Here is a 23,932-nt window from a genome sequence, read left to right as displayed (position 1 = left end):
TGGGTTCATGGTACGCGCGCATGGAGTCTGTGGTTCCGCTCTATTAAGTAGCACTATGCAACTATTTGGCGGGGTTAGTCGCAGACGGGCAGCCGTCCAGCCCGGATTACGTCCTGGCGCGCTCTGCTTTATGTCCTGGCGCGCTCTGCTGCTTCGCCGGAGTCGCTTCCCACTCGAGCGCCGTCGCCAATCCGCTGCGACACAGGGATTGCGGGTGCATCGTGGGCTTCGGAGAGAAGGCGAGTCACGAAGCGCTGGCCTTCGGATATTCTCTCGACCTCGATAGCGATTGCATCCATCCCCTGCTCGAGCCGTTCGAGACGCCGAGAATCATCGGCCGACCCCGCCGGCTTCGCCGGGACGCGAGCGCGCTTCCACATCAATCGCGCGGCCGAAAGCGCGATCGGTGCGAGAACGAAGAGGACGAAGAGCACCGGCGCGACGGAAGAATCCATGCCACCAAAGTCGCGCGACGATTCCGTGCTCGCAACCAGCGCGCTCGGCGCCATCGTGAGCTGCCGGCCCGTCTCGGCGATGTCGGACTCGAGCTGCATTATCCGCTTGTCGAGCACGCCGATTCTCGCTTCGATTCCGGCGCGGTCCGCCCCTTCCTTGTCGTCAAGACTCGAGGAGAGACGAGCTCGGCGCGAAGCCGCCGACTCGAGCTGATTTGACAGCTCTGAGCGCTTCGCCCGCAACGCCTGTACTTCGGCGGCCGTCGTGGGAACGCCGGTCAGCACGCCAACGCCGGGTACAGATACTGTTACCGTGGGTGTCGGCGCGGTTACGGGGGTCTGTGCCGCCGCCGCTGCCGCAGGTGCCGCTGGAGCTGCTGTCGCTTGCATGTCCCTCTCTCTACGCGAGGTCCGGTTTGCCGGTTACAACGGTGCGGCCGCGAAGCCCGCCGCGCCAGCGCCCGTTAGCCGGTTCGCGGCTCGGAGCGCCCCCGCAGCCTTCCGGCCAGGAGCTTGACCCGGTCTGCTTGCCCTGGACTCCGCGCATCGAAAAGCTCGCGAACGCGCGCGTCCGCAATGTCGCGCTTGGCCGTCAGGTCCGCCGCGATTCCCCGCGCAAGCGCGGCCCACTCTCCCTGCTGAATCCCCACGGTGGGCTGCCATCCGTGATTTCGTGCATCGATCCAGGCATCCCAGAACGTCAACGCCATTCGCAGATCGATCAGCGACGCATCGTCGCCCTCCGGAAAAGCATGCTCGAAGCTGTCGAACCTGCGGCCAATTGCGTCGAAGCGCCCCGCCTCGTGTGCAGCGGCATCCGTGACGAGGTGGCCAGCCAGTGCCTGACGGGCGGCTTCCGAGGTGAGCGGTGTCAATGGCCGGTACGCTCGACTGTACTGCCCGTGAAATTCTCGGTGCTCAGATCTTTTTTCGGGAGCGCCCGCAGGTAGGCAGTGAGCATCCAGATCTGATCGTTCGAGATCCGCGCTCCATATTGCGGCATTCCATCGGGCCGGCCCTGATAGATGGACTCGAAAACCGCTCCCGCCGATCCGCCGAAATGCCAGCGGCCGTCCGCCAGGCTTGGGCCCATCGCACCGGATCCGTCGGCACCGTGACAGTCGATGCAGTTGTAGGCGACATAGAGTTGTGCCCCGATGCCGATCGCCCGCTTGTCGCCCTCGTAAGGGTTCGTAAGCACCATCAGACTTCCACCCGCAGGGAATCCAACCGGCAGCATCTCGTCGTGCGCTATCAGACGGAGACTGTCCCTCTCCGCCGCGCGGCCGCTTGGCGCCGCCGGCGCCTCGGCTTTTTTCTGCGACGCTGGAGCCTGCGGTGCCTGTGCCGCGCTCGATTCATCGCCGCACGCGCCGGTCACGGAAACCGCGAAGATCAAGAGTGACAGCTCAGCGCGCGATCGTAACTGCATGATGCCTCCCCCTCCCTGCGGAACGGTTCGCGAGCCACCTACAAAGAGAACACGAACAGCATCCCGCCCCAGCTCGTCCACCGCGCGAGATCCGGTAATGTGCTCCCACGCTCACGCACATCGTACGGCAGATTCGCTGCCACGTCACCAGCAATGAGCACTCCCATATCACCGCCAAGCCCTGCATAAATGGCCACGTACTGTTTTCCGTCAGGGCCAGTGTAAGTAACCGGGTTTCCGACAACACCCGTCCCGACCTTGAACTTCCACAGAACCTTGCCCGTGCGCGCGTCGGCCGCCTTGAACCACCCATCGAGCGTGCCGTAGAAAACCACGCCACCGGCCGTCACCAGTGCTCCTCCCCAGACGGGGTATGGCTCCTTGATCCCCCAGATCTTTCTCCCGGTCGTCGCGTCCCACGCCATGAACTCGCCACGGTATCCGCCGGGGCCTCCTTTCTCCGGAGCGAGCGCACCGATGAACGGCGTGCCCGCAATGTACGTCACCTCATGCGACTCGAAATCCATGCAGAGATTGTTCGTCGGCACGTAGAAGAGACCCGTCTGCGGCGAGAACGCCGCGGGCTGCTGATTCTTCCCACCCTCGAGACTCGGACAGATGTCGGTGACCTTCTTTCCCTGAGACGGCATTTTTTCGGGGACCATCTTCGGCCGCGCCGTCTGCATGTCTATTCCCGGCGACCAGTTCATCGGCACGTACGGCGCCGCGAGAATCACCTCGCCGGTCGCGCGGTCGATGGTGTACGCATACCCGTTGCGGTCGAAGTGCACGAGCGCCTTCCGCGTCACACCCTTGATGGGCAGATCGACCAGAATGTTCTCGTTCACTGCGTCGTAATCCCACAAGTCGTGCGGCGTTACCTGGAGCGCCCACACCATCTCCCCGGTGTCGCCGTCACGCGCGAGGATCGAGGCCGTCCATTTGTTGTCACCCTTGCGCTGATCCGAGTTCCAGGGGCCCGGGTTGCTGGTACCGTGGTAGATCAGGTTCAGCTCCGGATCGTAGGAGATCCAACCCCACACGGTACCGCCGCCTGTCTTCCACGTATCGCCCGGCCATGTTGTAGCGCCAAGGTCCTTGCCGCGATCGTGCGCGTAGAATGGCTTGAACTTCGGCCCGACTTTCACGTCGCGGTCCGGGCCGATGTTGTAGGCGCGCCACACTTCCCTGCCTGTTCCCACGTCGAGCGCGGCGATCCATCCGCGCACGCCCATCTCTCCACCGCTCGATCCGACAATGAGGCGATTCTTCACGACGATCGGCGCCATTGTGATCGTCTCGCCCTTCGCGAGATTCCCCATTCGCGTACGCCACACCTGACGGCCGCTTGCCGCATTCACTGCGACCGTATGACCGTCGAGCAGATTGTAGAAGATCTTGCCGTCCGCGTATGCGGCACCGCGATTCACGACGTCGCAGCACGCCCGGCCAATTGCCTGCTGGGAGTTTTCCGGGCGGAATTTCCACTTGAGCGGCTGGCCAGGCTGCGCAAGGTCGATGGCGTAGGCGACGTTGGGATACGGCGTAATGACGTACATCGTGTTGTCGATTACGAGCGGTTGCCCTTCGTGGCCGCGAAGCACGCCAGTGGAGAATGTCCACGATGCGCGGAGGTTCGGCGCGTTCGCGGGCGTGATGCTGGCGAGCGTGCTGTACCGTGAATTGGCATAGTCGCCGGCCGGCATGTGCCATTCGCCGGCAGGCCCCGCATGCGGCGAAGCGATCCGTGTCCCGGCCACTGTGGTGCCTGCCGCCGGCGCAGCGGCGGTTGTGTCCGGCGCCGCCTTTTTCTCCGACCCTACGCTACAGGCACTCACTGCAAACGAAGCGACCACGAAGCACAGGAAGGACACGAAGACGCGCATCTTCTTCCTGAGTTTCCGCGTCCGGCTGAGCTCGCTTCTTACTGAGGCTGCGGCTGACTCGACGGCGGCACCATTCCCTTGATTCGCATGTAAGTCACGATGTTGCCGTAATGCTCGCCGTCATGCGTCGTGTTGAGGGTCAGGGCGGAGAACCGTGTTCGCTCGCCACCGAACAACTTCGTCATCGCGAACATGCCCGCGTCAGCCTGGTCATAGGCGCGTGCACAGTATTCGTTCGATGACTTGAACGCCGCGACCAGCGCTGCCTTGCCGAGCTTCTGCTTTTCAAATTCGTCTTCGCTCTTCGACGGCTCGCCCAACGCGGCCGCACAGATCAGATACTGGGCGCCGGCGAGATGTCCGATGAGCTCTCCGAACGAGCGCACCCCAGCGACAGGGCGGAACGCATAATCGGCTTCCTGGATCTGCTCCGCGGCTCTGCTGATGTGGCCACTGATCGTCTGCCATTCTGCCTTCAACGCTCCGACGGCTGTTGTAGACGCGCCAACCGCTGTTGCAGCCGCTCCGCCGGGGGGTGTCGTCTGGGCGGCAACCGGCGCAGCACTAAGCAGCGCCAACAGCATTAAGGCTCTCTTCATGATGATCCTCGTAGGTGATTTCTATTGGTGGACTGAGTGGATCAGTTCGCGGACATAGTGTGCTCCACGGCGCGACGCGACGCAACGGGTGGAGCAGGCTAGGCCCGCTGAAACCTCTCGATCCGAAACGGTGAAACGTCGAATCGCGACGTCCCGCCGGTCAGAAGGTCGGCCTGCACCTCTCCCAACGCGCTGGCAAACTTGAATCCATGGCCCGAGCACGGGCTGGAGATGAGCACCTGCGGGTATCGCGGGTGAAAGTCGACGACGAAGTCGTGGTCGGGGGTATTCGTGAAGAGGCAAACCGAGCTTTCGGTTACAGCGGCCTCCGCAAGCTCCGGAAGAATCGCTCGCAGCGCGTTGCGAACTGGCTCGATTTCATCATCGTCCACCGTCCGCCGTACTGCGTCCGGTGACGACACGATCTCGCCGCCGTGCATTATCGACGACTTCACGCCGCGCGGCAGGCTGGGAAATCCATAACAGATGAGCCCGGGAGTGAACTCGTACGCGTAAATCGGAAAGCGAGACCTGTCGAAAGACTGCGGGTTCTGCTCCGGCTGAAGCCAGAATGCCACCTGTCGCTCGACGGCCAGCGGCAACGTGACGCTCTCTCCACGCAGCAGCTCCTGAGTCCAGGCGCCACCCGAGAGAAGCAGGCGACCCGCGCGGTAGCTGCCCTTGGCGGTCGTCACCTGCACACCGTCGCCATCGGGGGCCCACTGCACCACCTGCTCCTCGAAGTGCACCTCCGCGCCGGCTCGACGGGCAAGCTCGATGTGAGCAGAGTTGCATGCCTCCGGATCCAGGTATCCCCCGCGTGGATCGAGCACTGCTACGAGTCCGTCGGCCAGACGAAATGCAGGATATCGCGCGTGAAGCTCGTCGCTGGTGAAGATCTCGTGCGGCAGGTCGTACTCGGTGGCGCTTCGGATCGTGCCCGACACAACCATTCCATCGGGCTGGCCGATCATGAGCCCGCCGTTGATGGTCATCAGCGCGCGACCATGGCTTTCCTCGAGTGCCCGCCACAGCTCATAGGCGCGCTGCACGAGAGGGACGTACAGCGGATGCTCGAAGTACTGTTCGCGAATTACACGACTGTCGCCGTGCGATGACCCGAGGTGGTGTCCCGGCGCGAACTGCTCGAGCCCGAGGACTCGCTGTCCGCGCTTCGAGAGATGGTACAGCGTTGCGCTGCCCATCGCGCCGAGCCCGGCGATTATCGCGTCGTATGTTCGCATGTCAACGGTTTGTAAGGACTATGGTCGTGCGCGACGCGGTGGCCGCTACCGTGGAGATGAATTCCCTCTCACATCATACGACCACAAATCAACCCTCTTTACGCGAGTTTACGAAATGTCGAACGCATCCGGTCACTTCGTCTGGTACGATCTAATGACAACCGATCCCGAGGGAGCGAAGAAGTTCTACGGTGAGGTTGCTGGCTGGGGTACTCAGGAGTGGGAGGGAGGCGGGCCTTACACGATGTGGACGAACGACGGCGTTCCGTTCGGCGGAGTGAATGGGTTGGACGACGACATGCGGAAGCAAAACGTTCCTCCCCATTGGCTCCCTTCAGTTGGCGTGGAGAGCGTCGACGATACCCTGGCCAAGGCAACGCAGCTGGGTGCAACGACAGTCGCTCCGGCGGCGGACATCCCCGGGGCCGGACGCTACGCGGTTCTCCAGGACCCCCAGGGCGCGACGCTGGGCATTTACGCTTCGGAGGGTGACATGCAGCCTGCCGACGGCCCGCCCAAAAATGGTGACTTCTCCTGGCACGAGCTCACGACGTCCGATCACGTTGCGGCGTTCGATTTCTACAGCAAGCTCTTTGGCTGGGAGAAAATCACCGAGTTCGACATGGGGCCGATGGGGATGTACCTGATATACGGCCAGCGCGGTGTTCAGTACGGCGGGATGTTGACACGCACTCCCGACATGCCGCCGCCGAACTGGCTGTGCTACATCAAAGTCGCCGATGCAAAGAAATCAGCGGATACGATCAAGCGAATGGGAGGAACGGTGATGAGGGAGCCGATGGAAGTGCCCGGCGGCGACTGGATCGTTATCGCGCGAGATCCGCAGGGTGCGGTGACCGCGGTGCACGCTCCAAAGACTCAGTAAGCCCGTTACTTCTTGAGGGCCTGCACCTCGGCCGGCATCGTAATCACAACTCCCGCCGCCGCGGCGACCTCTACCGCGGTGATTGTCGTCACCTGCTGCTGGCCCATCATCGACTGGACCATTTTCGTCGGCACCATGAAGTCACCGAACCTCTTGTAATCGCTATAGGTCATCGTCACTGGAATCGCGCCCATGGCGGTCTGCTGCACGTTCTTCGACCCGACCATCAGCCCGGTCTTGCCGCTGTAGCAGTCGAACGTCTCACGCCCTGACTTCCAGGTGAGCTTGACCATGTAGCACTGCTCGCCGGCCATTGTCGTATCGGCCACCGTCTGCAGGGCGGAGAAGAGTTCGGGCGCCCGGCCTGCCGCTCGGGGATCGGCCTGCTCGCGAATCTCGTCGAGCTCCTTTCCGGAAAGAACGCGGGGACCCTGCATCGGATCAACCGACCATCCTGCAGTTCCGTCGAACCCGACCTGAATCGCGCCGACTCCGGGAATTGTCGTCAACATCCGCATCTTGTTCGGCGCGACCTGCACCATCTCGAAAGTCGCATTGAGTCCTGCCGCGGGCATCGTGAGACCGCCCCTCGTGGTGATCTGTGGAGCTTTCATCATCGCCGGCGCTCCGATGGCGGAGGCGTACTTGGCAACGAGCGTCGCTGCGGGCGGGAGCGAGGAAGCGGCGACACCAGCTGTGGGTTGCTGCCCACCAGCGGTCACTGCCGCGAGCGTGGCCACGGCAGCGGCGAGACGGACGGCATTCGTGCGAATCATTGAATTCTCTGGGGAAATAGGATGTGAGTGCTGAATAAAGACGACGTGAAACGGTTCAGGTTACTGATGTTTCTGTCGGAATGGCCGGCCCTATTCCAGCGCGGCTGCGGCAATCCATTTGATAGCCGCCTCGAGGGGCGCATCGATGTTCTGCGAGAGATCCTGCTGTGTCAACGGGATCAATTGGTCGGGTACTACACCAGACCCTTCTATTCGTCCCCCAGCTGGATCCGTGAAATCGGCAACTGCGTGGACGAAAGTATCACCCGAGGGCAGACCGTGCATCAGTGCAGGCAGAGCAGCTCCCGCGCTGCGCTGGCCAAACACCTTCGCCCTGCCCAGGCGCTGCATGCCGGTCGCGAATATCTCCGACGTGCTCGCACTCATGGCGTCGACGAGTATCGCCACCGGGCCCTTGAACGGTCCCGTCTGCTTTCCACTCACGCGCACTACCCGCGGATTTATTGCGTAATTGAGCGATAACTGCCTCATCCGCATCGTTCCGAGCGACACAGGTGATTCGACGAAGTAGCCGCCGAATCCCATTACCATCGCTCCGACGCCACCGGGATTCCCACGAAGGTCAATCACGATCCCGGCACAGCTGGCGACGCTGTCCACCGCGCGCTGGAGCTCCGGCGCCAGTGCGGGGAGCCAGATGTTGAAGGCGATCGTCCCGACGCAGCCGCCACGCAACCCAGGCACTGGGTGTCGGGAAGAGCGAACAACTCCTGCAATAGGCGGGAGGTTGCCGAACTTCGAGACAGTACCACGCATTGGAACGGCAACGAGCTGTCGCTCGACGGCCCGAGTGTTCCCCGTTTCGATGAGACGGATTCGCACAGTATCGCCAACTGCAGGAGTGAGCTGACGGTTCAGCTTGAAGCTGAGTTCGGAGAACGCGCGCTGGCGTGAAGCATCGGGCAGCGACAGGACTTTCCCGAGGGACGTGCTGACGACACGGTCTCTTACCTGCTCGACAACCTGGCCAGTCGTGATTCCCGCCATCGCAGCCGGACTTCCCGGCTCGACTCGCCACACCAGAGCCTTGCCGCTCGCAATCCTCAGTGACAACCCGACTGTTCCGCCGGCGCTTTCCTCGTCGGTATCCGCGCGAACCTCTTCGGCGACGCTCGACGGGATTATGTAGAAGTGGGATTCCGGAATTTGTGCGAGCGTCGCGGTGAGAAGGCGGTCCAGTCCGCTGCGCGTCGTCACGGCCATCGCCTGCTGACGAAGCGAATCACGAACTGTATTCCATGGCCCGTTCACGAATACAGTATCGACGTACGTCTCCTTGACGACCGTCCAGAGCGTGTCGAAAGTCGCCAGCGCAACACTGGAAGGGATCCTCTCATCAACCTCGGCCGATGTCGTCGCCGTCCGTGCAGGAGTCGACGTGCATCCGCTCATGCCCCACAGAGCGGCCAGTGCAAGCCAGCGACCGACAGTCATCTCCAGTACTCGCCGATTCGCCCCATGAGACCGGCGTAAACTTCGATGCCGTCCCACAGATTCTGAATTCTCAGATTCTCGTTCGCCGCGTGCTGATTGTTGTCGAAATTGGCGATCGGAAGAACTATCACCGGTACTCGTAACACCTGCTCGAACACATAGAGCGGCAGGCTGCCGCCCATTGTAGGAAGCAGCAGTGGTGGAGTGCCCGCACCGTCGCCGACGGCGCGCACTACGGCCCGCACGAATGGCTGGTCCGTCGATGCCCGGGTCGCCGGATATCCGCCGCTACCCCAGCGAACTCGCGCGATTTTCGGATGAGAGAGCCGCATCGCCGTTGTCACGCTGTCGGACGTGACGAAGTATCCCTGACGGATGATGTGCGCGTTCACGAGCTGCCGGACGCGCTCGGGCGTTTGATTGGGCACGAGGCGGAAATCGAACGACGCCTGCGCCTCGGTGGAGATGACGTTTGCGGCCTGGTCACCCACCGCGCCGACTCGCATCCCACGCACGTTGATCGCAGGCAGCATGATTCGTTCAGCAAGTGGAGCGTTTCTCGCTTCGGTTGCGGCCAGGCCAAGCGACCGACGCAGCGTTGCATCGACAGGCGGAACGGCCGTGATCGCTCTGCGCTCACTCGGGGTGATCGACTTCACGTCGTCGTAAAAACCGGCGATCCTGATGCGGCCATTGTCGTCGCGCATGCTCGCGATGAGGCTGGCGATCATCGCGCCGGGGTTGGGCGCCCAGTTGCCATAATGTCCGCTGTGAAGTGCTCGCGTTGGTCCGTACACGGTCACTTCGAGTCCGGTGATTCCACGAACTCCGAGCTGCACCTGCTGCTTGCCACTCTGGTGATTTGGCCCATCGCAGAAGAGCCATGCGTCGCCCTTGAGAGCATCACGGTGACGCTCGAGCATCTGCCGCAGGTGAGGTGACCCCGCTTCCTCTTCTCCGTCGAAGAAGAATTTGAGGTTGACAGAAGGGCTGAGTCGCGCCGCGCGCATTGCGTCGAGCGCCGAGAGCATAGCCTGGATGCTCGCTTTGTCGTCTCCCGCCGATCGCGCGTAGATGCGGGCTTCACCGCTCACCCTCGGACGTCCATCCCCGGGCATTGGAATTACAAAGCCACCCTCGGCGAGCGACTTGCTGCGGAGCGTGGGCGTCCAGGGTGGAGTCGCCCATTGCGACGGATCTACAGGCTGCCCGTCGTAATGCGCGTAAAGCACCAGCGTTCGTTTGGCGGCAGGAGTGGTAAGCTCGCCTAGTACCGCGGGTGGTGACCCCGCGACCTCGAGCAGCCTGGCGCGCACTCCGCGGCGCTCGAGCATTGCGACCAGGTAGTTGGCATTGCGGCGGATGTTGACTGCGTCGCTGGCGAGATTTGGAATTGCGAGGAAATCGCTGAACTCGTGCAGGATGGCTGATTCGTTCGCGGCTCGATAACTGCGCGCCGCCGAGCGAATCGCGGCTGCGTCCGGGGCTCGCGGAATTGCCTGCGCGGCGGAAGCGGCCGGCAGCAGCAGCGGCAGCGCCAGCAGAAGGGACCGGGTCCGGGTGAGCGTCAGCGCTATCGGCACGAGAGGGATTGCGAAGGTAGGCGTACGGCTGGGGCGACGCTAGCGTTTTTTAAGGGGCGGGATAACATAACTGCGTGTGCGTCGGCACCTTGGGATCAAGCCACACAGAGAGGCCCTCAACCACCCAACCACCGAGAGGATAATATGGCGTCCACGAATACGACAAACGTCCGCACTGCATTGATGGTGCGGCTCGATGCGAAGCCGGGTAAAGAAGAGGCCGTTGCGAGTTTTCTCAAGGACGGCTTGTCGATCGTGCAGGAGGAGCCCGCAACGATTACGTGGTACGCTCTCAAGCTTGGCCCGTCGACGTACGGGATCTTCGACACGTTTCCTGATGACGCTGGCCGTGATGCACATCTCGCTGGAAGAGTCGCCGCTGCGTTGATGGCAAACGCGTCGGAGCTGCTGCTGACTCCGCCGATGATCGACAAGGTGGAGATACTCGCCGCCAAGCTACCCGGCTGATGTTCGTGGCTTTCGTAGGCGGCGAGTAGCTGGTGACGAGTGAATGAGGGGCGCGCAGCCTGGCGAGACGCGTGGAGTCGACTCGGCGTGCCCGAGCCGCCTGGCTTGCTCACCACGCTGATCGCCAGGTACGACCACTTTCCTCGTCGAAGCACGTCTTGCTGAAGCGACAGAGCCAGAGTACTTCCGAGTGAGCCGTGGCACTGCTTACAGCTCGAATGCTTTCTGGTGGTATATCCGGTTATAATGGTCGCGGATCTTGAATGAGCCTGGTGTTTTTGTGAGAAGCATCGCAGCTCTGGTCGTCGGCACAGCGGTCGCGAGTATCGTCTACTGGGTTGGCGCCGTGATAGCGCTGCTGGCGATGCACGGTATTCCGTTGGGAAGTCCCGGTGGACCGCCGACTGGGGCGGATCTTTTGGTCCACCTGATGCTGGCTGCCGTCGGTACTTTTGCCGGCTCCAAGGTAAGCATGCGAATCGGACGCGGACGACGCGAGCTTCACGCGGTCGCTCTGGGAGCTCTGCTTGCCATCATAGTTCTATCTGGCTTCTCGAAGCCGAATAACTGGCCCGGATGGTTCGGATCAGCGATGGCTGCAGCGTGCATTCTTGGCTCTCTGGCGGCCGCCGGAATCAGGAGGACACGACCATAAGTCGTCGCTGCGCACTTCGCAGTTTGGTCCGCAGTCCGCAGTTTGGTCCGCAGTCCGCGGTGTCGTGCCGCAGCCCGCAGCTTAGCTCGCACTCCGCAGGCTATTCAGGAATTACGGCAGTGGCTTCAATCTCGACCTTAGCCCGTTCCTCGATCAACGCACTAACGACAACGATCGACATGGGCGGGTAATGCTTCCCAATCAGCTCCCGATAAACGGCGCCGATTTCCCGACGCGACGCGAGGTAAGCAGCCCGATCAGTGATGAACCACGTCAGCCGAACGAGACGATTCGGTGGCGCTCCCGCCTCGCCGAGAACCGCGACGACGTTGCTCAACGCCTGACGCACCTGCGCTGTGAAATCATCGCTCTCGAACTCAGCTGTCGCCGGATTCCACCCGATCTGGCCCGCGATGACAATGATGCGACCCGAAACCGACAGGCCGTGACTGTACCCACTTGGATGCGCCCACCCCTCCGGCAACAGAAGCTTCGCATCACTTCCCGGCGTGAGGCTCACTTGCTTCCTCCTTCCTCTCTCAACCGATAGCGCTGGAGCTTTCCGGTCGCAGTCCGCGGTAAGGCCGAAGCAAACTCCACCCGCCTCGGATACTTGTAGGGCGCGATCCTCGCCTTGACGAAATCCTGGAGCTCCTTCTTCAAGGAATCGTCCGGCGACGTCTCAGGCTTGAGAACGATCACCGCCTTCACCACGTGACCGCGCTCCTCATCCGGCTCTCCGATTACTGCGCACTCGAGAACAGCCGAATGCTCCAGCAATACGTTCTCCACTTCCGGACCCGCGATGTTGTATCCACCCGAGATGATCATGTCGTCAGTGCGCGCCTGATACCAGAAATATCCATCGGAGTCGAGCTTGTATGAATCGCCCGTGAGATTCCAGCCGTTCTCGACGTATTTCCGCTGCTGCTCGATGCTGTCGAGGTACCGGCAACCGGTTGGCCCCCGCACGGCAAGCCGCCCCACCGAGCCGGCAGGCGCATCATTGCCGTCATCGTCAATTACCTTCGCCTGATATCCGGGAACTACCTTGCCCGTCGAACCCGGTCTTATGTCATCGCCCGACGCACTGATGAAGATGTGAAGCATCTCCGTCGCGCCGATCCCGTCGATGATCTTCAACCCCGTCGCCTCGAGCCACGCCTCATAAACGCTCAGAGGCAGCGTCTCACCCGCCGAAACGCATTTTCTGAGACTCGTTACGTCGTGCTCCGCGAGCATTCCGCTCATCGCCCGGTACGCCGTAGGTGCTGTGAAACAAACCGTCGGCCGATACTCGGCAATCGCCTTGACGAGATTCGGCGGTGTTGCCTGCTCAAGAAGCAGCGAACATGCGCCAAAGCGCATCGGGAAGAGCAGCAACCCTCCCAACGCATAGGTGAACGCCAGCGGCGGCGAGCCACAGAAGAGATCATCGGCAGAAGGCTTCAACACGTAACGCGGAAAGCAGTCCGTGATCGCCATGATGTCGCGGTGGGAATGCATCGTTCCCTTCCCTTCACCCGTCGTCCCCGAAGTGAACGCGATGATCGCGATGTCCTCTGCTGCCGTATCGCAATTCTCGAAAGTCGCGGGCTTGTAACGCATCAGTGATTCGAGACTCTCGGGCTGCGTACCCTCAGCCACTCCGTTGGTGAAATGGACGACGCGCGCGCCTCCGCGAGCCGACCCATCCTTACGCGTCCTGAATCCATCCTCACACTCGGCCGCAATGCGGGCGTCCGTGAGCGCTAGCTTGATTTCCGCTTTGTCGGCGAGATAGCGAATCTCGCGCTCGCGCAGCAACGGCATCGTGCACACGACCACCCCGCCCGCCTTTAGAACGGCAAACCAGCACGCGGCGAGCATCGGGGTGTTCGGAGCGCGGAGCAGAACGCGATTCCCCGGAACGACTCCGAGGTCATCCACCAGCACTTGCGCGATCCTGTTCGCGGTTTCCATCAGCTCGCGGTACGTCCATGTGCCGTCGGGAAACCGGAACACCGGTCGGTCACCGTTTCCGGATTCGACCATCCGATCGAGAAGCCTGGCAGCAGCATTCAGGCGCTCGGAGTACGCGAGCTCTGGTATTCCGGTCAAATCGCGCACCGGCCAAAGGTCCCTGGGTGGCAGACGGTCGGCACAGAACGTATCGACGTGCCCCGTCGCAACACCCGCCTCAGCCACCGGCCGTTTCCTGCTTCGCGTACGCGTCGAGCACCTGGCTCGCGATCACCAGCTGCTGCACCTCAGTCGTCCCCTCGTATATCCTCAGCGAGCGAATCTCACGGTAGAGCTGCTCCACAGGATGACCGGCGACGACGCCCCGCCCGCCGAGTAGCTGAAGAGCATCGTCTATCACGCGCTGGGCCGCCTCGGTTGCGTACATCTTCGCCATTGCCGCCTCTCGCGTAATGCGCGGCGCACCGTTGTCCCGCGCCCATGCCGCGCGATAGACGAGCAGCGCACTTGCGTCGATTGAAGTCGCCATCCGCGCGATGCGAGCCTGTGTGAGCTGAAAATCCCTGAGCGCCTGACCGAATAGTTTTCTCTCGGACACATGAGCGAGGGCCTCATCCAGCGCGCGTCGCGCGAAGCCCAGCGCTGCCGCGCCAACCGTCGACCGGAACACATCGAGCGTAGCCAGCGCAACCTTGAGACCTTTCCCCGGTTCCCCAACCACACGATCGGCGGGAACGCGGCAATTCTCGAACCGAATCCGGGCCAGCGGATGAGGCGCGAGCGTCTCGATTCGCTCGGCAATGGAGAATCCGGAATCACCAGGCCCGACAACGAGCGCGATGAACTCCGGCCGGGCGCGCCTAACTTCCGGCGAAGGCTCCTGCATCTGCGGATCCTTGGGCTTTCGCCGTGATGCGGGTGTCTTCTCCGACTCGAGGCGGCAGAAGACCACATAGAAATCCGCGATTCCTCCGTTCGAGATCCACGTTTTCTCACCGTCGATCACGTAATTGTTTCCGTCGAGACGGGCTGTGGTCTGCATCGCCGCGATGTCGGAGCCTGCTTCCCTCTCGGAGATAGCGAATGCGGCAATCGCTTCACCCGCTCCGACACGACGCAGGTATCGCTCCTTCAGTGCATCCGACCCGAACAGCGTGATCGGGCCGGCGCCGAGCCCCTGCATCGCGAACGCGATATCCGCGAGTCCGGAGATGCGGGCGAGCGTCTCGCGTGCAATGCACAGTGATCGGACATCGAGCTTCTCGTGAGCGCCGCCGTAGGCCGCAGGAACGGTGTATCGCAGCCAGCCTGCCGCGCCGAGCTTTCTCACAACCGCACGGCACGCGGCGTCGACACTGCTCGAGCTACTCGTAATGCCGTCGGTTATCTCCCGGCGCGCCCAGTCATCCAGCGTTGCAGCGAGCTCACGGTGTGCATCCGAAAAGAAAGGCCAGTCGAGCGTTCCTGAATCCACTCTCAATTTCCCTCGAACACCGGCTTTTTCTTGACGATGAACGCGTGGTACGCCCGCTCGAAATCCTCAGTCATCATGCACTGCGCCTGCAGCTGCGCCTCGTAGTCGAGCGCTTCGTCGATTTTCATCGACCACTCGTCGTGCAGGCAGCGCTTCGTGATCGCATGTGCGGCGGTCGGTCCGCTGGCAAGCGTGGTAGCGAGCTCGAGTGCGTCGCCGAGGAGGTCTTCGGGCGCGCATACCCTATTATAGAAGCCCCACCGCTCGGCCTCATCTCCAGTCATCGTTCGACCGAGGTACAGCAGCTCGGCTGCGCGACCAAAGCCGATGATTCGCGGAAGTATCGCGCACGCGCCCATGTCGGCACCGGAGAGCCCGACTCTGACGAAAAGGAACGCGACTTTGCTGCGCGTGGTGCCGTAGCGAAGGTCGCTGGCCATTGCGAGGATCGCACCCGCGCCGACGCAAACTCCATCGACCGCCGCGACAATAGGCTGCGGGCAAGCACGCATTGCCTTCACGAGATCTCCGGTCATCTGCGTAAACGCGAGCAGTCCGCGCCGGTCGCCCGCCTGCTTCATCTCGACGAGCCGCCCGATTATGTCGTGCACGTCGCCACCGCTGCAGAAGTTCCCGCCGGCGCCGGTGATCACCACCACGCGAACATCGTTTACGTGCTGCAGCGCAAGAAACGTGTCGGTGAGCTCGCGGTACGACTCGAGCGTCAGCGGATTTTTTCGCTCCGGACGGTTGAGCGTGATCGTGGCAATCCCATCCGCAACTTCCCACGCAAAATGCTTCGGCTGCAGCGTGGCGGCGGCAATTGTCGGCGTCAAACGATCTCCCCTCCGGCAATCGGAAGCGCAATTCCCGTGACCGCGCTGGCCTCCGGGCTGCACAGCCACGACACCGCACTCGCGACTTCCTCAGGCCGGATGAGTGATCCGCGCGGAATCGTCCGCACGAGCATTGCCCGCGCCTCCTCCTTAGTAGTCTTGAACACCTCGGCCAGCTTCTCGACTGAGCCGTCGGTCAGCTGCGTGTCGGTGTAGCCGGGACAAACAGCGTTCACGGTGATGCCATGTTTCGCCGTCTCGAGCGCCAGTGCGCGAGTCAACCCCACGACGCCGTGCTTTGCCGCACAGTACGCGGTCATCGTCTTGTATCCACGGAGACCGGCCGTGGACGCGATGTTCACGATTCGGCCCTGCTTTGCGGCCAGCATGCCCGGAATCACCTCCGCGCTGCACGCATAGATGCTCGTCAGATTGACCGCGATCATCCTGTCCCAGATGTCACGCGTCATTTTGGCGAATGGCGCACCGTCCGCGGCCCCGGCGTTGTTGATCAGCAGACGTATCGGTCCGTTCGCTGCGACGGCTCCCTTGAAAGCAGCCCGCACGGACATGTCATCGGTGACGTCACACTCAGCCACGGTGACGGTCGCGCCGCAGTCGGTCCGAATAATCTCTGCTTTTCGCTCCATTTTGGCGACGGAGCGGGACATCAGCGTCAGGCTCGCGCCCCGACGGGCGAGTGCAGCCGCGATTGCAGCTCCAATGCCCCGGCTTGCTCCTGTGACGACAGCGTGCTGCCCCTCGAGGTAGCAGTCACGGTCTCTGGTCGTAGCTCGGCCCTTTTTCGGCGCCGGTTTTTGCGTCGCTCCTGCCCCTCCTTCGGCCATGGATCTATGCTTTCCGTGTCGTAGTTGCGCTCTCCGCCATTTCCTTCGCCCGCTGCACCTCACGCTCCAGCTGCACTCGGCCAAGGTAATACTGCACCGGCCAACGCATCCCCGAGAAGCCCAGCTGCGCAGCAGCATGGAGTGTCCACTGGGGATCAGCCAGATGGGGTCTGCCGATCGCGACAAGATCGGCTCGGCCTGCAGCTATGATCGAGTTCACCTGGTCGGCTTCGGTGATGTTGCCAACGGCGATCGTCGGAACTCGTGCCTCGTTGCGGATGCGATCGCTGTACGGAGTCTGCCACAGTCGGCCGAATACGGGCTTCGCCTCGGTCGTCGTTTGGCCCGTGGAGACGTGAATGATGTCCGCGCCTGCATCGACCAGCGCCTGGGCAATGGCGACCGACTCGTCGGCGCTGAGTCCGTCCTCCACCCAGTCAGTTGCAGACACTCGCACCGACATCGGTTTTTCCTCCGGCCACTCCGCGCGCATTGCCGTGAAGACCTCGAGCGGAAACCTGAGCCGGTTCTTCAGGGAGCCGCCGTGTTCATCCGAGCGATGATTGCTCACTGGCGTCAGAAAGCTCGACATGAGGTACCCGTGCGCGCAGTGGAGCTCGATCATGTCGAAGCCGGCACGGACGGCCATGCGCGTCGAGCGCACAAACTCGTCGCGAACCCGCTCCATGTCGGCCCGCGTCATCTCACGCGGAGCAGGCATGGTGACAGCATAGGGAATAGCCGATGGGCCGATCGTCTCCCATCCGCCTTCAGGAATCGGAATGTCGTCACCTTCTTCCCACGGGAGACATGTCGATCCCTTCCGGCCCGAATGTCCGAGCTGGAGGCAGATCTTCGCGTCGGAGTACTCGTGAACGAAATCCACAATGCGCCGCCACCAGGTGAGGTGTTCGTCTGAGTACAGCCCGGTACAGCCAAGTGAGATCCGCCCTTCGGCGGAAACACAAACCATCTCGGTCATGAGGAGTGCTGCCCCGCCAATAGATCGTGCGCCGAGATGGACGAGGTGAAAATCATTTGGCGTGCCGTCGCGGGCGGAGTACATGTCCATCGGCGATACGATGATCCGATTGGAGAGCGTCATGCCGCGCAGCCGAAACGGCGTGAACATGGGCGGCGGTGGATTCTCGTCCGGGCTCTTCCGGGGCCGCGTCCATCTCGAGCCGCGGGTACCGGCAGGATGATGCTCTTGGTCCAGCCTTCCCGCCTCTGATCCGTTCAGATCCGTTGGATCCATTTTCATAGAGGCGCGAGAGGCAAACCATCGTTCTACCTCACTGACGTAAGTCGAATCCCGCAGCCGGAGATTCTCGTGACTCACCCGCTGACTTCGAGTGAGTAGGCTATAAGCAAACTGTTCAGGCGGCAGATGCACGTAACGTTTGACGTGCTCGAACCATTCCATGGAGTTGCGCGCAGCGTTCTGGAGTCGAAGAGCTTCAGTCATCCGCTCGTTCTGGTAAGTCTCGAGCGCATTCGGCAGGGCAGCACTCTCCGAGACGCATCGCGCCAACGCGATGGCATCTTCCATTGCGAGCTTGGTCCCCGAGCCAATGGAGAAATGTGCGGTGTGCGCTGCATCACCAATCAGAACGATGTTCTTATGGAACCAATGCTCGTTCCGGACGCGGACAAAGGTCGTCCAGGGAGAGCTCGCCCGATGCGCGGCGTTCGAGATGAGAGGATGACCATCGAGCCATTCGGCGAACATCGCCTCGCAGGCGGCGATGGACTGCGGCGTGTCCATCTTGTCGAAGCCGGCCGAGTGCCACGACTTCTCGTCGCACTCGACGATGAACGTCGAGAGCTTCTCATCGAAGCGGTAGCAGTGTGCCTGAAAGACGCCGTGCTCGTTCTCTACGAAGTAGAAAGTGAAGGCGTCGAAGGGAAACGTCGTTCCGAACCAGACGTAGCGAGCGGTCCGTGCGTCGAGGTCCGGCTTGAAAGCCTCAGCGTATTGTTTGCGAATAGCGCTGTTGATTCCGTCGGCGGCTACGATCAGATCCGCGCTACCGGTCAGATCCGCGGGATCCGCGTTTTCGCAGAAGCGCAGCTGAACGCCAAGGTCGGCGGCACGCGTCTGAAGGATGTTGAGCAGCTTCTTGCGAGCGATTCCGCTGAAGCCGTGGCCACCAGAGGTAATTCGCCGGCCGTGAATGAAGACATCGATGTCGTCCCAGTGCGCGAAGTTGTCGGTGATCGCGCGAAACGTCGGCTCATCGGCGGCATGGAAGTTCTCGAGCGTCTGGTCGGAGAAGACCACTCCCCAGCCGAACGTGTCGTCGGCTCGATTGCGCTCGAGGACCGTTATCTGATGTGACGCATCCGCCTGCGCGAGAAGCAGCGCCGTGTACAGACCCGCCGGCCCGCCGCCGATGATTTCGACTTTCAAGATTCAGCGGTCACAGTTACCGGCTCGATTCACCGATCGGCGCTTTGTTCACGAGCGCTGCCTGCGCCGGGTCGGCCTTGTGCCAGATCGCGCGCAAAGTCGAGTGCGCCTCGGATGCACTGGCCTTATCACCTGCTGCTACTGATGCTCGTCCCAATCCCAGCAGCGACCGCGCGCGCTTCGGGGCGAGAGTGAGCGCTCGCCGGAATTCCGTCTGCGCTTCTTTTGCGCGGCCGATCTGAAGCAGCATCTCCCCAAGGAGCTCATGCGTCGGCTTGAACAGCCCCGGAGGCCCGTAATCGACAGGCATGGCATCTTCCAGCCCGGTCGCCTGACGCATCAAAGCAACCGCTTCGTCCTTCGCGCCCTCGCTCAGCCGTGCAAGGGCTTTCAGCTCGAGCTCGTCTATGTCGCTCGCCGGATCCGCGTTAGCGCTAGCACGTACGAGTCGCGCAGTCGATTCCGCCTTCAGCGCCCGGGTGATTCCTTCGCGATCGCCGCGCCTGGCAGCGCCAAGTCCCGTGACCAGTGCCCATGCCGCCCGGCCATCGGCGCCCAGCTGGTCGACATCGGTCGCCCATGCAGCGGGAACGTCCCAATTCTCCGTGTCGACAACATATCGCGCTCGCATCTCCGTCAGCGCCCACATTCCCCGGCCGACCTTCGCACCCATGTGCTCCCGAATCATGTCGATCATCCTGCGCGCGTCGGCATACCGGCCCTGCTGCAGGTACGCATAGTTGAGCCACAACGTGTAATGGTTCGCCGTCCACGCGTCGTGGTGACCCGAAGCAATCTCGTTCTGCGTCACGACATCGTCCCACATACCCATCGCCAGGAATATGTGAGTCGTCATGTGCTGAGCGTGCGCGGCGCCGGGCGCGATCTTCGAGTAAGCCCGTGCGGCGGGCAGCCCCTTGGGCGCATGTGTCGGATCGTCGTACGCGTGGATGATGTAATGCGCCGCCCCGGGATGATCCGGGTTCCTTCGAAAGACTTCTTCGGCAATCGCTCCCGCGCGCAGGTAGGTCGGCATGTCACGAATTCCCTGATTCAGCCCGAGAAGTGACAGCGCGTGGAACGCCTGCGCCTCCATGTCTGGCGGATACGCTTTCGCGATCCGCTCCATCGCGGAAGAGTACAGCGTGTCGCGCCTGGGCTTTGAGCCGTCGCTGTAAAGAATCTCCACCGCGTCGAGGTACGTCTGCTCGCGCGGGGTTGGCGCCCGCGCCTTCCTTGCCTCACGCGTCGGAGCGAGTCGCGCCAGCGCTTTCCGTCCCGCGGCTGCATCCTGTTCGTCCCACACCGGATGAGTGTAAGTCATCGCTTCGCCCCAGTACGCCATCGCGAACCCGGGGTCGAGCCGCTGCGCGACGCGGAATTCGTGTGCAGCCGAGTCGTACTCGAAGCTGTGCACGAACAGAACGCCGCGAATGAAATGCGGCTGTGCGGAGGCAGAGCCGGATGTTGGAAAGTCGATCGTGCCGAGGCGAGATGGCTGCGCCGCGCAGCCCGAGGCAAGGCACAGGGAAAACACGAGGCAAACGGATACGGCCCGCGACAGCCGCCGTGTCATACCGTCACTTAGCTGACGCTCCGGGAAAGTGATCGCGACGCTCATGCTCCAGCTGCAATCCTTCCGTTGTCGAGCAGCTGAATCTTCTGCCAGATCTTGCGCGACAACCCCGTGGTGAGCGTTTCGATTTCGTTGACCGCTCCCAGCAGGACCGGATCGTTGAAGTATTGAACGAGAAGCGCCGAAAGCTTGCTCGTTACCGAGAGCAGCTCGCTGCAATAGTCGAGATAACGACCGAGCTGAGATGCATTCATTGTACGGCCGGGCGAAGACGACGTATCCGGGATTTCCGGGGACATCAGGCGCTCCGGATCCTTGGTCAGCTGGTGCATGTCTATGACATGGGCGAGGCTGCGAAGCTGATGAGCGACTCTCAGTGCCTGTCGCCGTTTGAGTGACGGCTCAATCCTGAGAAGAAACAGAATCGCAAGACCGATGAAGACCGATGCGCTCGCCGTCGCGTCGATGACCTGCACCGCGTCCGCCTGCTCTCTTATGCCCGCAGGAAGGCGGCTCGTCCAGGTGACCACCAGCAAGACGACCACAGCCATTCCGGTGACCGCCGCTCCAGTAACGATGCGAACCGGCCAGTGTGGCGAGCGGATGTACTCGACGCATTCAGACGTTTCCCTTGCAACAGCGATCAATTCCTCGCTGACCTGATACAAGCCCGACTCTGGAAATCTCTCTCCAATACGGTTTCGCAGTCGCTCAAGGGTCTCGATTATCTTCGTCTCGTCGACAGATCGATATCTCGATTTGGTCATCTTGTCATCACGAGGCCGTAGGCTGTCAAACGGGAATCATCAAAACTTAGCTCTCGGGGTACACGGCGTTAGATAAGCCCTGGCCAACGCCACAGTACGTGCGGCCACTCTCTGCCGTACATTAATCCCGCGGTTGTCAGGAGCTCGGTTGCCCTGCCATGGCAGTTAAAACGAATCGAAGAATCACGCGCGCCTAACACCCACGAGGAAGAGGCCCGTTCTCATGAGTCTACCCGCCCAGGAATATCCCGATAGAATCGGCCTGGTCTCCGACGGCCCGCCCCCGTTCACCCCCTACATCCCTCCGGAAAGCACCCTCCGCGAATTCACGCCGATTCCCGTAATCGTCGGCGCAATTCTCGGCCTCATCTTCGGCGCGTCTTCGCTCTACCTCGTTCTCCGAGTCGGCCTCACGGTCAGCGCCTCCATCCCTGTAGCAGTCATCTCGATCACGTTGTTCCGGCTGTTTGCCAAGATGGGCGCACGCGACACGACCATCCTCGAGCACAACATCGTTCAGACTACGGGCTCGGCGGGTGAATCCATCGCATTTGGAGTGGGCGTCACCATGCCCGCGATTCTGATCCTCGGATTCGACCTCGAGATCACCCGTGTGATGCTCGTTGCTGTGCTCGGCGGTCTCCTCGGAATCCTGATGATGATTCCGCTGCGCCGGGCGCTCATCGTCGCGCAGCACGGCATTCTCAAATACCCTGAAGGCACTGCGTGCGCAGAAGTGTTGAAAGCAGGCGCATCGGCCGAGTCACGTGCTGCGGCGTCAGCCGAAGCGAAACGCGAGCAGGAAAAGCTCGGCGCCGGCACCAGTGCCAAGACGATCTTCACGGGTTTCGGAATCGCGCTCTCCTACAAGACTGCGATGGTCGCGTTTCAGAGCTGGAAGGAAGCACCCGAAAGGATCTTCGGCGCTCCGTTCAGGAACGCGTCGATTTCGTCCGAGATCTCACCGGAGCTTCTCGGTGTGGGCTACATCATCGGACCGCGGATTGCATCGATCATGTGCGCCGGCGGTGTGCTCGCCTACCTCGTACTGATCCCGATGATCAGCTACTTCGGCCAGTTTCTCAGTGTGCCGCTCGCGCCGGAAAGCACGGTACTCGTGAAGGACATGTCGCCGTCCGATATCCGCAATGCGTACATCCTCTACATCGGCGCCGGGGCTGTCGCAGCGGGTGGGTTGATCAGCGTCTTCCGCTCGCTGCCCACCATATGGCACGGACTCCGTGGCGGAATCAGCGACTACTCGGCGTCGAAAACCATGGGTGCTCCGGCAAAGCTCCGCACCGACCGGGACCTGCCGATCAACTTCGTTCTCATCGGCGTGCTCGCGCTCATCGTCGTGATTGCATTCGCGAATCCCCTGTATATCGGTGGGACGGGCGCCGCTGCACGAATTGCCGCCGCATTGCTGATTGTTCTCTTTGGGTTCCTTTTCGTAACCGTGTCGTCGCGACTCACCGGCGAGATCGGATCGTCGTCGAATCCGATTTCCGGAATGACGGTCGCGACCCTGCTTCTGACTTGTGCCACCTTCGTGATCCTTGGATGGACGGGCAACAATTATTTCGTGACTGCGCTGTCCATTGGTGCGATCGTCTGCATCGCTGCCTCGAACGGTGGCACGACATCGCAGGACCTCAAGACCGGATTCCTCGTCGGTTCGACACCGAAGTATCAGCAGATAGCCATCCTCATCGGGGCAACCGTCTCTGCTCTCGCCCTCGGCCCGATTCTCCTCAAGCTCAACTCCGCGGGCTCCGTGTACGTTCCGGCGGGCATGACCATCGAGGGAACGTCGGCCGGACGCCTGCAGGCCGGCGAAAAAGCCGACGTAACAGGCCTGACACGACGGGAGCGAATCGAGGGACTCCAGGCAGGCGGCGCGCCCGATACGAAGGAGTATCTCGTCTGGCATCGTCAGGATCCGAGCGGAGGTAACGCCCAGAAATTCCTGGTGGACGACAGCGGCACGCCCGTCTACTTCGTCGATCCCGGGATCAACGGCACTATCCGGAAGCTGCCCAACGGCCAGGACGTTCCCAAGTTCGACGCGCCGAAGGCGACGCTCATGTCCTACATCATCAAGGGAATACTCGGCGGGAAGCTTCCGTGGGGTCTCGTGCTGCTCGGCGCAATGATCGCCATCGTGCTGGAGATGGCGGGCATTCCATCGCTTGCGTTCGCGGTTGGTGTCTATCTCCCTCTGTCGTCATCGGCACCGATCTTCATCGGCGGGCTTGTGCGCTTCCTGGTCGACAAGTGGATAGCACTCAAGCATGCGGGAGCCCGGCTCACGCAGCTTCAGCTTGTCGCCGAGGGTGACAAGAGTCCGGGGGTTTTGATGGCGTCGGGTTACATCGCCGGAGGCGCGATTGCGGGAATTCTCATCGCGTTCCTCGCCGGAGTTCCCGCGATGGCGGGATTCAATGCGCGGATTGCGGAGTTCGCCGAGACGAACCCGATGCGCACCGGTCCGGCCGCCGATCTGCTCGCGCTGATCCCGTTCGCAATACTGATAACGATTCTGTACATGACGGGGCGCGAGAAGTTGTTCGCTCCGGCGAGACGGGACGTCACTTAGCCCGAATCAATTGCCATT

21 protein-coding genes are annotated in these 23,932 nt (G+C 61.9%); 4 read left to right on the top strand and 17 right to left on the bottom strand.

Going from position 1 to position 23,932, the window contains the following annotated elements; all coding sequences use genetic code 11:
- Positions 1 to 128: 128 nt before the first annotated feature.
- The 6 genes from VES88_00670 to solA form a co-directional block, all read right to left on the bottom strand.
- Positions 129 to 845 carry a hypothetical protein gene (locus tag VES88_00670; protein HYN79985.1) on the bottom strand — a complete coding sequence of 239 codons (717 nt, stop codon included), beginning with the start codon at positions 843 to 845 and terminating at the stop codon, positions 129 to 131.
- A 74-nt stretch (positions 846 to 919) separates the two neighbouring features.
- Positions 920 to 1,330, bottom strand: a complete 411-nt coding sequence (locus VES88_00665) for a hypothetical protein (GenBank protein ID HYN79984.1) — start codon at positions 1,328 to 1,330, stop codon at positions 920 to 922.
- Positions 1,327 to 1,887 carry a c-type cytochrome gene (locus VES88_00660; GenBank protein ID HYN79983.1) on the bottom strand — a complete coding sequence of 187 codons (561 nt, stop codon included), beginning with the start codon at positions 1,885 to 1,887 and terminating at the stop codon, positions 1,327 to 1,329. The genes VES88_00665 and VES88_00660 overlap by 4 nt, the downstream gene beginning before the upstream one ends.
- A gap of 38 nt (positions 1,888 to 1,925) precedes the next feature.
- Positions 1,926 to 3,773 carry a PQQ-dependent dehydrogenase, methanol/ethanol family gene (locus tag VES88_00655; GenBank protein ID HYN79982.1) on the bottom strand — a complete coding sequence of 616 codons (1,848 nt, stop codon included), beginning with the start codon at positions 3,771 to 3,773 and terminating at the stop codon, positions 1,926 to 1,928.
- Between the two features lie 38 nt (positions 3,774 to 3,811).
- On the bottom strand, positions 3,812 to 4,372 hold the full coding sequence (locus tag VES88_00650; GenBank protein ID HYN79981.1) for a DinB family protein: 561 nt from the start codon (positions 4,370 to 4,372) through the stop codon (positions 3,812 to 3,814).
- A gap of 98 nt (positions 4,373 to 4,470) precedes the next feature.
- Complete coding sequence (solA, locus tag VES88_00645; protein ID HYN79980.1) at positions 4,471 to 5,616, bottom strand: N-methyl-L-tryptophan oxidase; 1,146 nt, start codon at positions 5,614 to 5,616, stop codon at positions 4,471 to 4,473.
- 115 nt (positions 5,617 to 5,731) lie between these two features.
- Between solA and VES88_00640 the strand changes: the two genes are divergently transcribed.
- Positions 5,732 to 6,502, top strand: coding sequence for a VOC family protein (locus VES88_00640; GenBank protein ID HYN79979.1), 771 nt, complete (start codon positions 5,732 to 5,734; stop codon positions 6,500 to 6,502).
- A 5-nt stretch (positions 6,503 to 6,507) separates the two neighbouring features.
- Here the strand turns inward: VES88_00640 and VES88_00635 are convergent, their stop codons facing one another.
- The 3 genes from VES88_00635 to VES88_00625 all read right to left on the bottom strand — a co-directional run bounded on the left by VES88_00635 (position 6,508) and on the right by VES88_00625 (position 10,316).
- Positions 6,508 to 7,278 (bottom strand): hypothetical protein, encoded by a 771-nt coding sequence (locus VES88_00635; protein ID HYN79978.1) that lies wholly within the window; start codon positions 7,276 to 7,278, stop codon positions 6,508 to 6,510.
- A 90-nt stretch (positions 7,279 to 7,368) separates the two neighbouring features.
- Positions 7,369 to 8,733, bottom strand: a complete 1,365-nt coding sequence (locus tag VES88_00630; GenBank protein HYN79977.1) for a S41 family peptidase — start codon at positions 8,731 to 8,733, stop codon at positions 7,369 to 7,371.
- Positions 8,730 to 10,316, bottom strand: a complete 1,587-nt coding sequence (locus VES88_00625; protein ID HYN79976.1) for a M20/M25/M40 family metallo-hydrolase — start codon at positions 10,314 to 10,316, stop codon at positions 8,730 to 8,732. Before VES88_00625 ends, VES88_00630 begins: the two co-directional genes overlap by 4 nt.
- A gap of 144 nt (positions 10,317 to 10,460) precedes the next feature.
- Here VES88_00625 and VES88_00620 point away from each other — a divergent pair, with 144 nt between their 5' ends.
- Together VES88_00620 and VES88_00615 are read left to right on the top strand one after the other, a co-directional pair.
- On the top strand, positions 10,461 to 10,784 hold the full coding sequence (locus VES88_00620) for an antibiotic biosynthesis monooxygenase (GenBank protein HYN79975.1): 324 nt from the start codon (positions 10,461 to 10,463) through the stop codon (positions 10,782 to 10,784).
- A gap of 280 nt (positions 10,785 to 11,064) precedes the next feature.
- Positions 11,065 to 11,439, top strand: coding sequence for a hypothetical protein (locus tag VES88_00615; protein ID HYN79974.1), 375 nt, complete (start codon positions 11,065 to 11,067; stop codon positions 11,437 to 11,439).
- A 100-nt stretch (positions 11,440 to 11,539) separates the two neighbouring features.
- Here VES88_00615 and VES88_00610 read toward each other — a convergent pair whose 3' ends face one another.
- From VES88_00610 to VES88_00575, 8 genes are read right to left on the bottom strand one after another with little or no spacing between them, the layout of a single operon-like run.
- Positions 11,540 to 11,959 (bottom strand): RidA family protein, encoded by a 420-nt coding sequence (locus VES88_00610; GenBank protein ID HYN79973.1) that lies wholly within the window; start codon positions 11,957 to 11,959, stop codon positions 11,540 to 11,542.
- Positions 11,956 to 13,626, bottom strand: coding sequence for an AMP-binding protein (locus tag VES88_00605; protein HYN79972.1), 1,671 nt, complete (start codon positions 13,624 to 13,626; stop codon positions 11,956 to 11,958). Before VES88_00605 ends, VES88_00610 begins: the two co-directional genes overlap by 4 nt.
- Positions 13,619 to 14,875, bottom strand: coding sequence for an acyl-CoA dehydrogenase family protein (locus tag VES88_00600; protein HYN79971.1), 1,257 nt, complete (start codon positions 14,873 to 14,875; stop codon positions 13,619 to 13,621). Before VES88_00600 ends, VES88_00605 begins: the two co-directional genes overlap by 8 nt.
- Positions 14,876 to 14,877: 2 nt before the next feature.
- Positions 14,878 to 15,711 (bottom strand): enoyl-CoA hydratase family protein, encoded by an 834-nt coding sequence (locus VES88_00595; protein HYN79970.1) that lies wholly within the window; start codon positions 15,709 to 15,711, stop codon positions 14,878 to 14,880.
- On the bottom strand, positions 15,708 to 16,559 hold the full coding sequence (locus VES88_00590; protein ID HYN79969.1) for an SDR family NAD(P)-dependent oxidoreductase: 852 nt from the start codon (positions 16,557 to 16,559) through the stop codon (positions 15,708 to 15,710). The genes VES88_00595 and VES88_00590 overlap by 4 nt, the downstream gene beginning before the upstream one ends.
- A 4-nt stretch (positions 16,560 to 16,563) precedes the next feature.
- The gene (locus VES88_00585) at positions 16,564 to 18,972 is read right to left on the bottom strand and encodes a bifunctional salicylyl-CoA 5-hydroxylase/oxidoreductase (GenBank protein HYN79968.1); all 2,409 of its coding nucleotides are present in this window, start codon (positions 18,970 to 18,972) and stop codon (positions 16,564 to 16,566) included.
- Between the two features lie 16 nt (positions 18,973 to 18,988).
- Positions 18,989 to 20,593, bottom strand: coding sequence for a hypothetical protein (locus VES88_00580; GenBank protein HYN79967.1), 1,605 nt, complete (start codon positions 20,591 to 20,593; stop codon positions 18,989 to 18,991).
- Positions 20,590 to 21,315: a hypothetical protein gene (locus VES88_00575; GenBank protein ID HYN79966.1), complete on the bottom strand. Its 726-nt coding sequence runs from the start codon at positions 21,313 to 21,315 to the stop codon at positions 20,590 to 20,592. Before VES88_00575 ends, VES88_00580 begins: the two co-directional genes overlap by 4 nt.
- 223 nt (positions 21,316 to 21,538) lie before the next feature.
- On the opposite strand from VES88_00575, the gene VES88_00570 reads away from it, so the two are divergent.
- Positions 21,539 to 23,914: an oligopeptide transporter, OPT family gene (locus VES88_00570; GenBank protein ID HYN79965.1), complete on the top strand. Its 2,376-nt coding sequence runs from the start codon at positions 21,539 to 21,541 to the stop codon at positions 23,912 to 23,914.
- Positions 23,915 to 23,932 lie beyond the last annotated feature (18 nt).

Source organism: Gemmatimonadaceae bacterium (genome assembly GCA_035633115.1).
Taxonomy (GTDB): Bacteria; Gemmatimonadota; Gemmatimonadetes; order Gemmatimonadales; family Gemmatimonadaceae; genus UBA4720.
The sequence above is the reverse complement of the archived record's forward strand: the minus strand, read 5'-3'. Positions and strand labels throughout refer to the sequence as shown.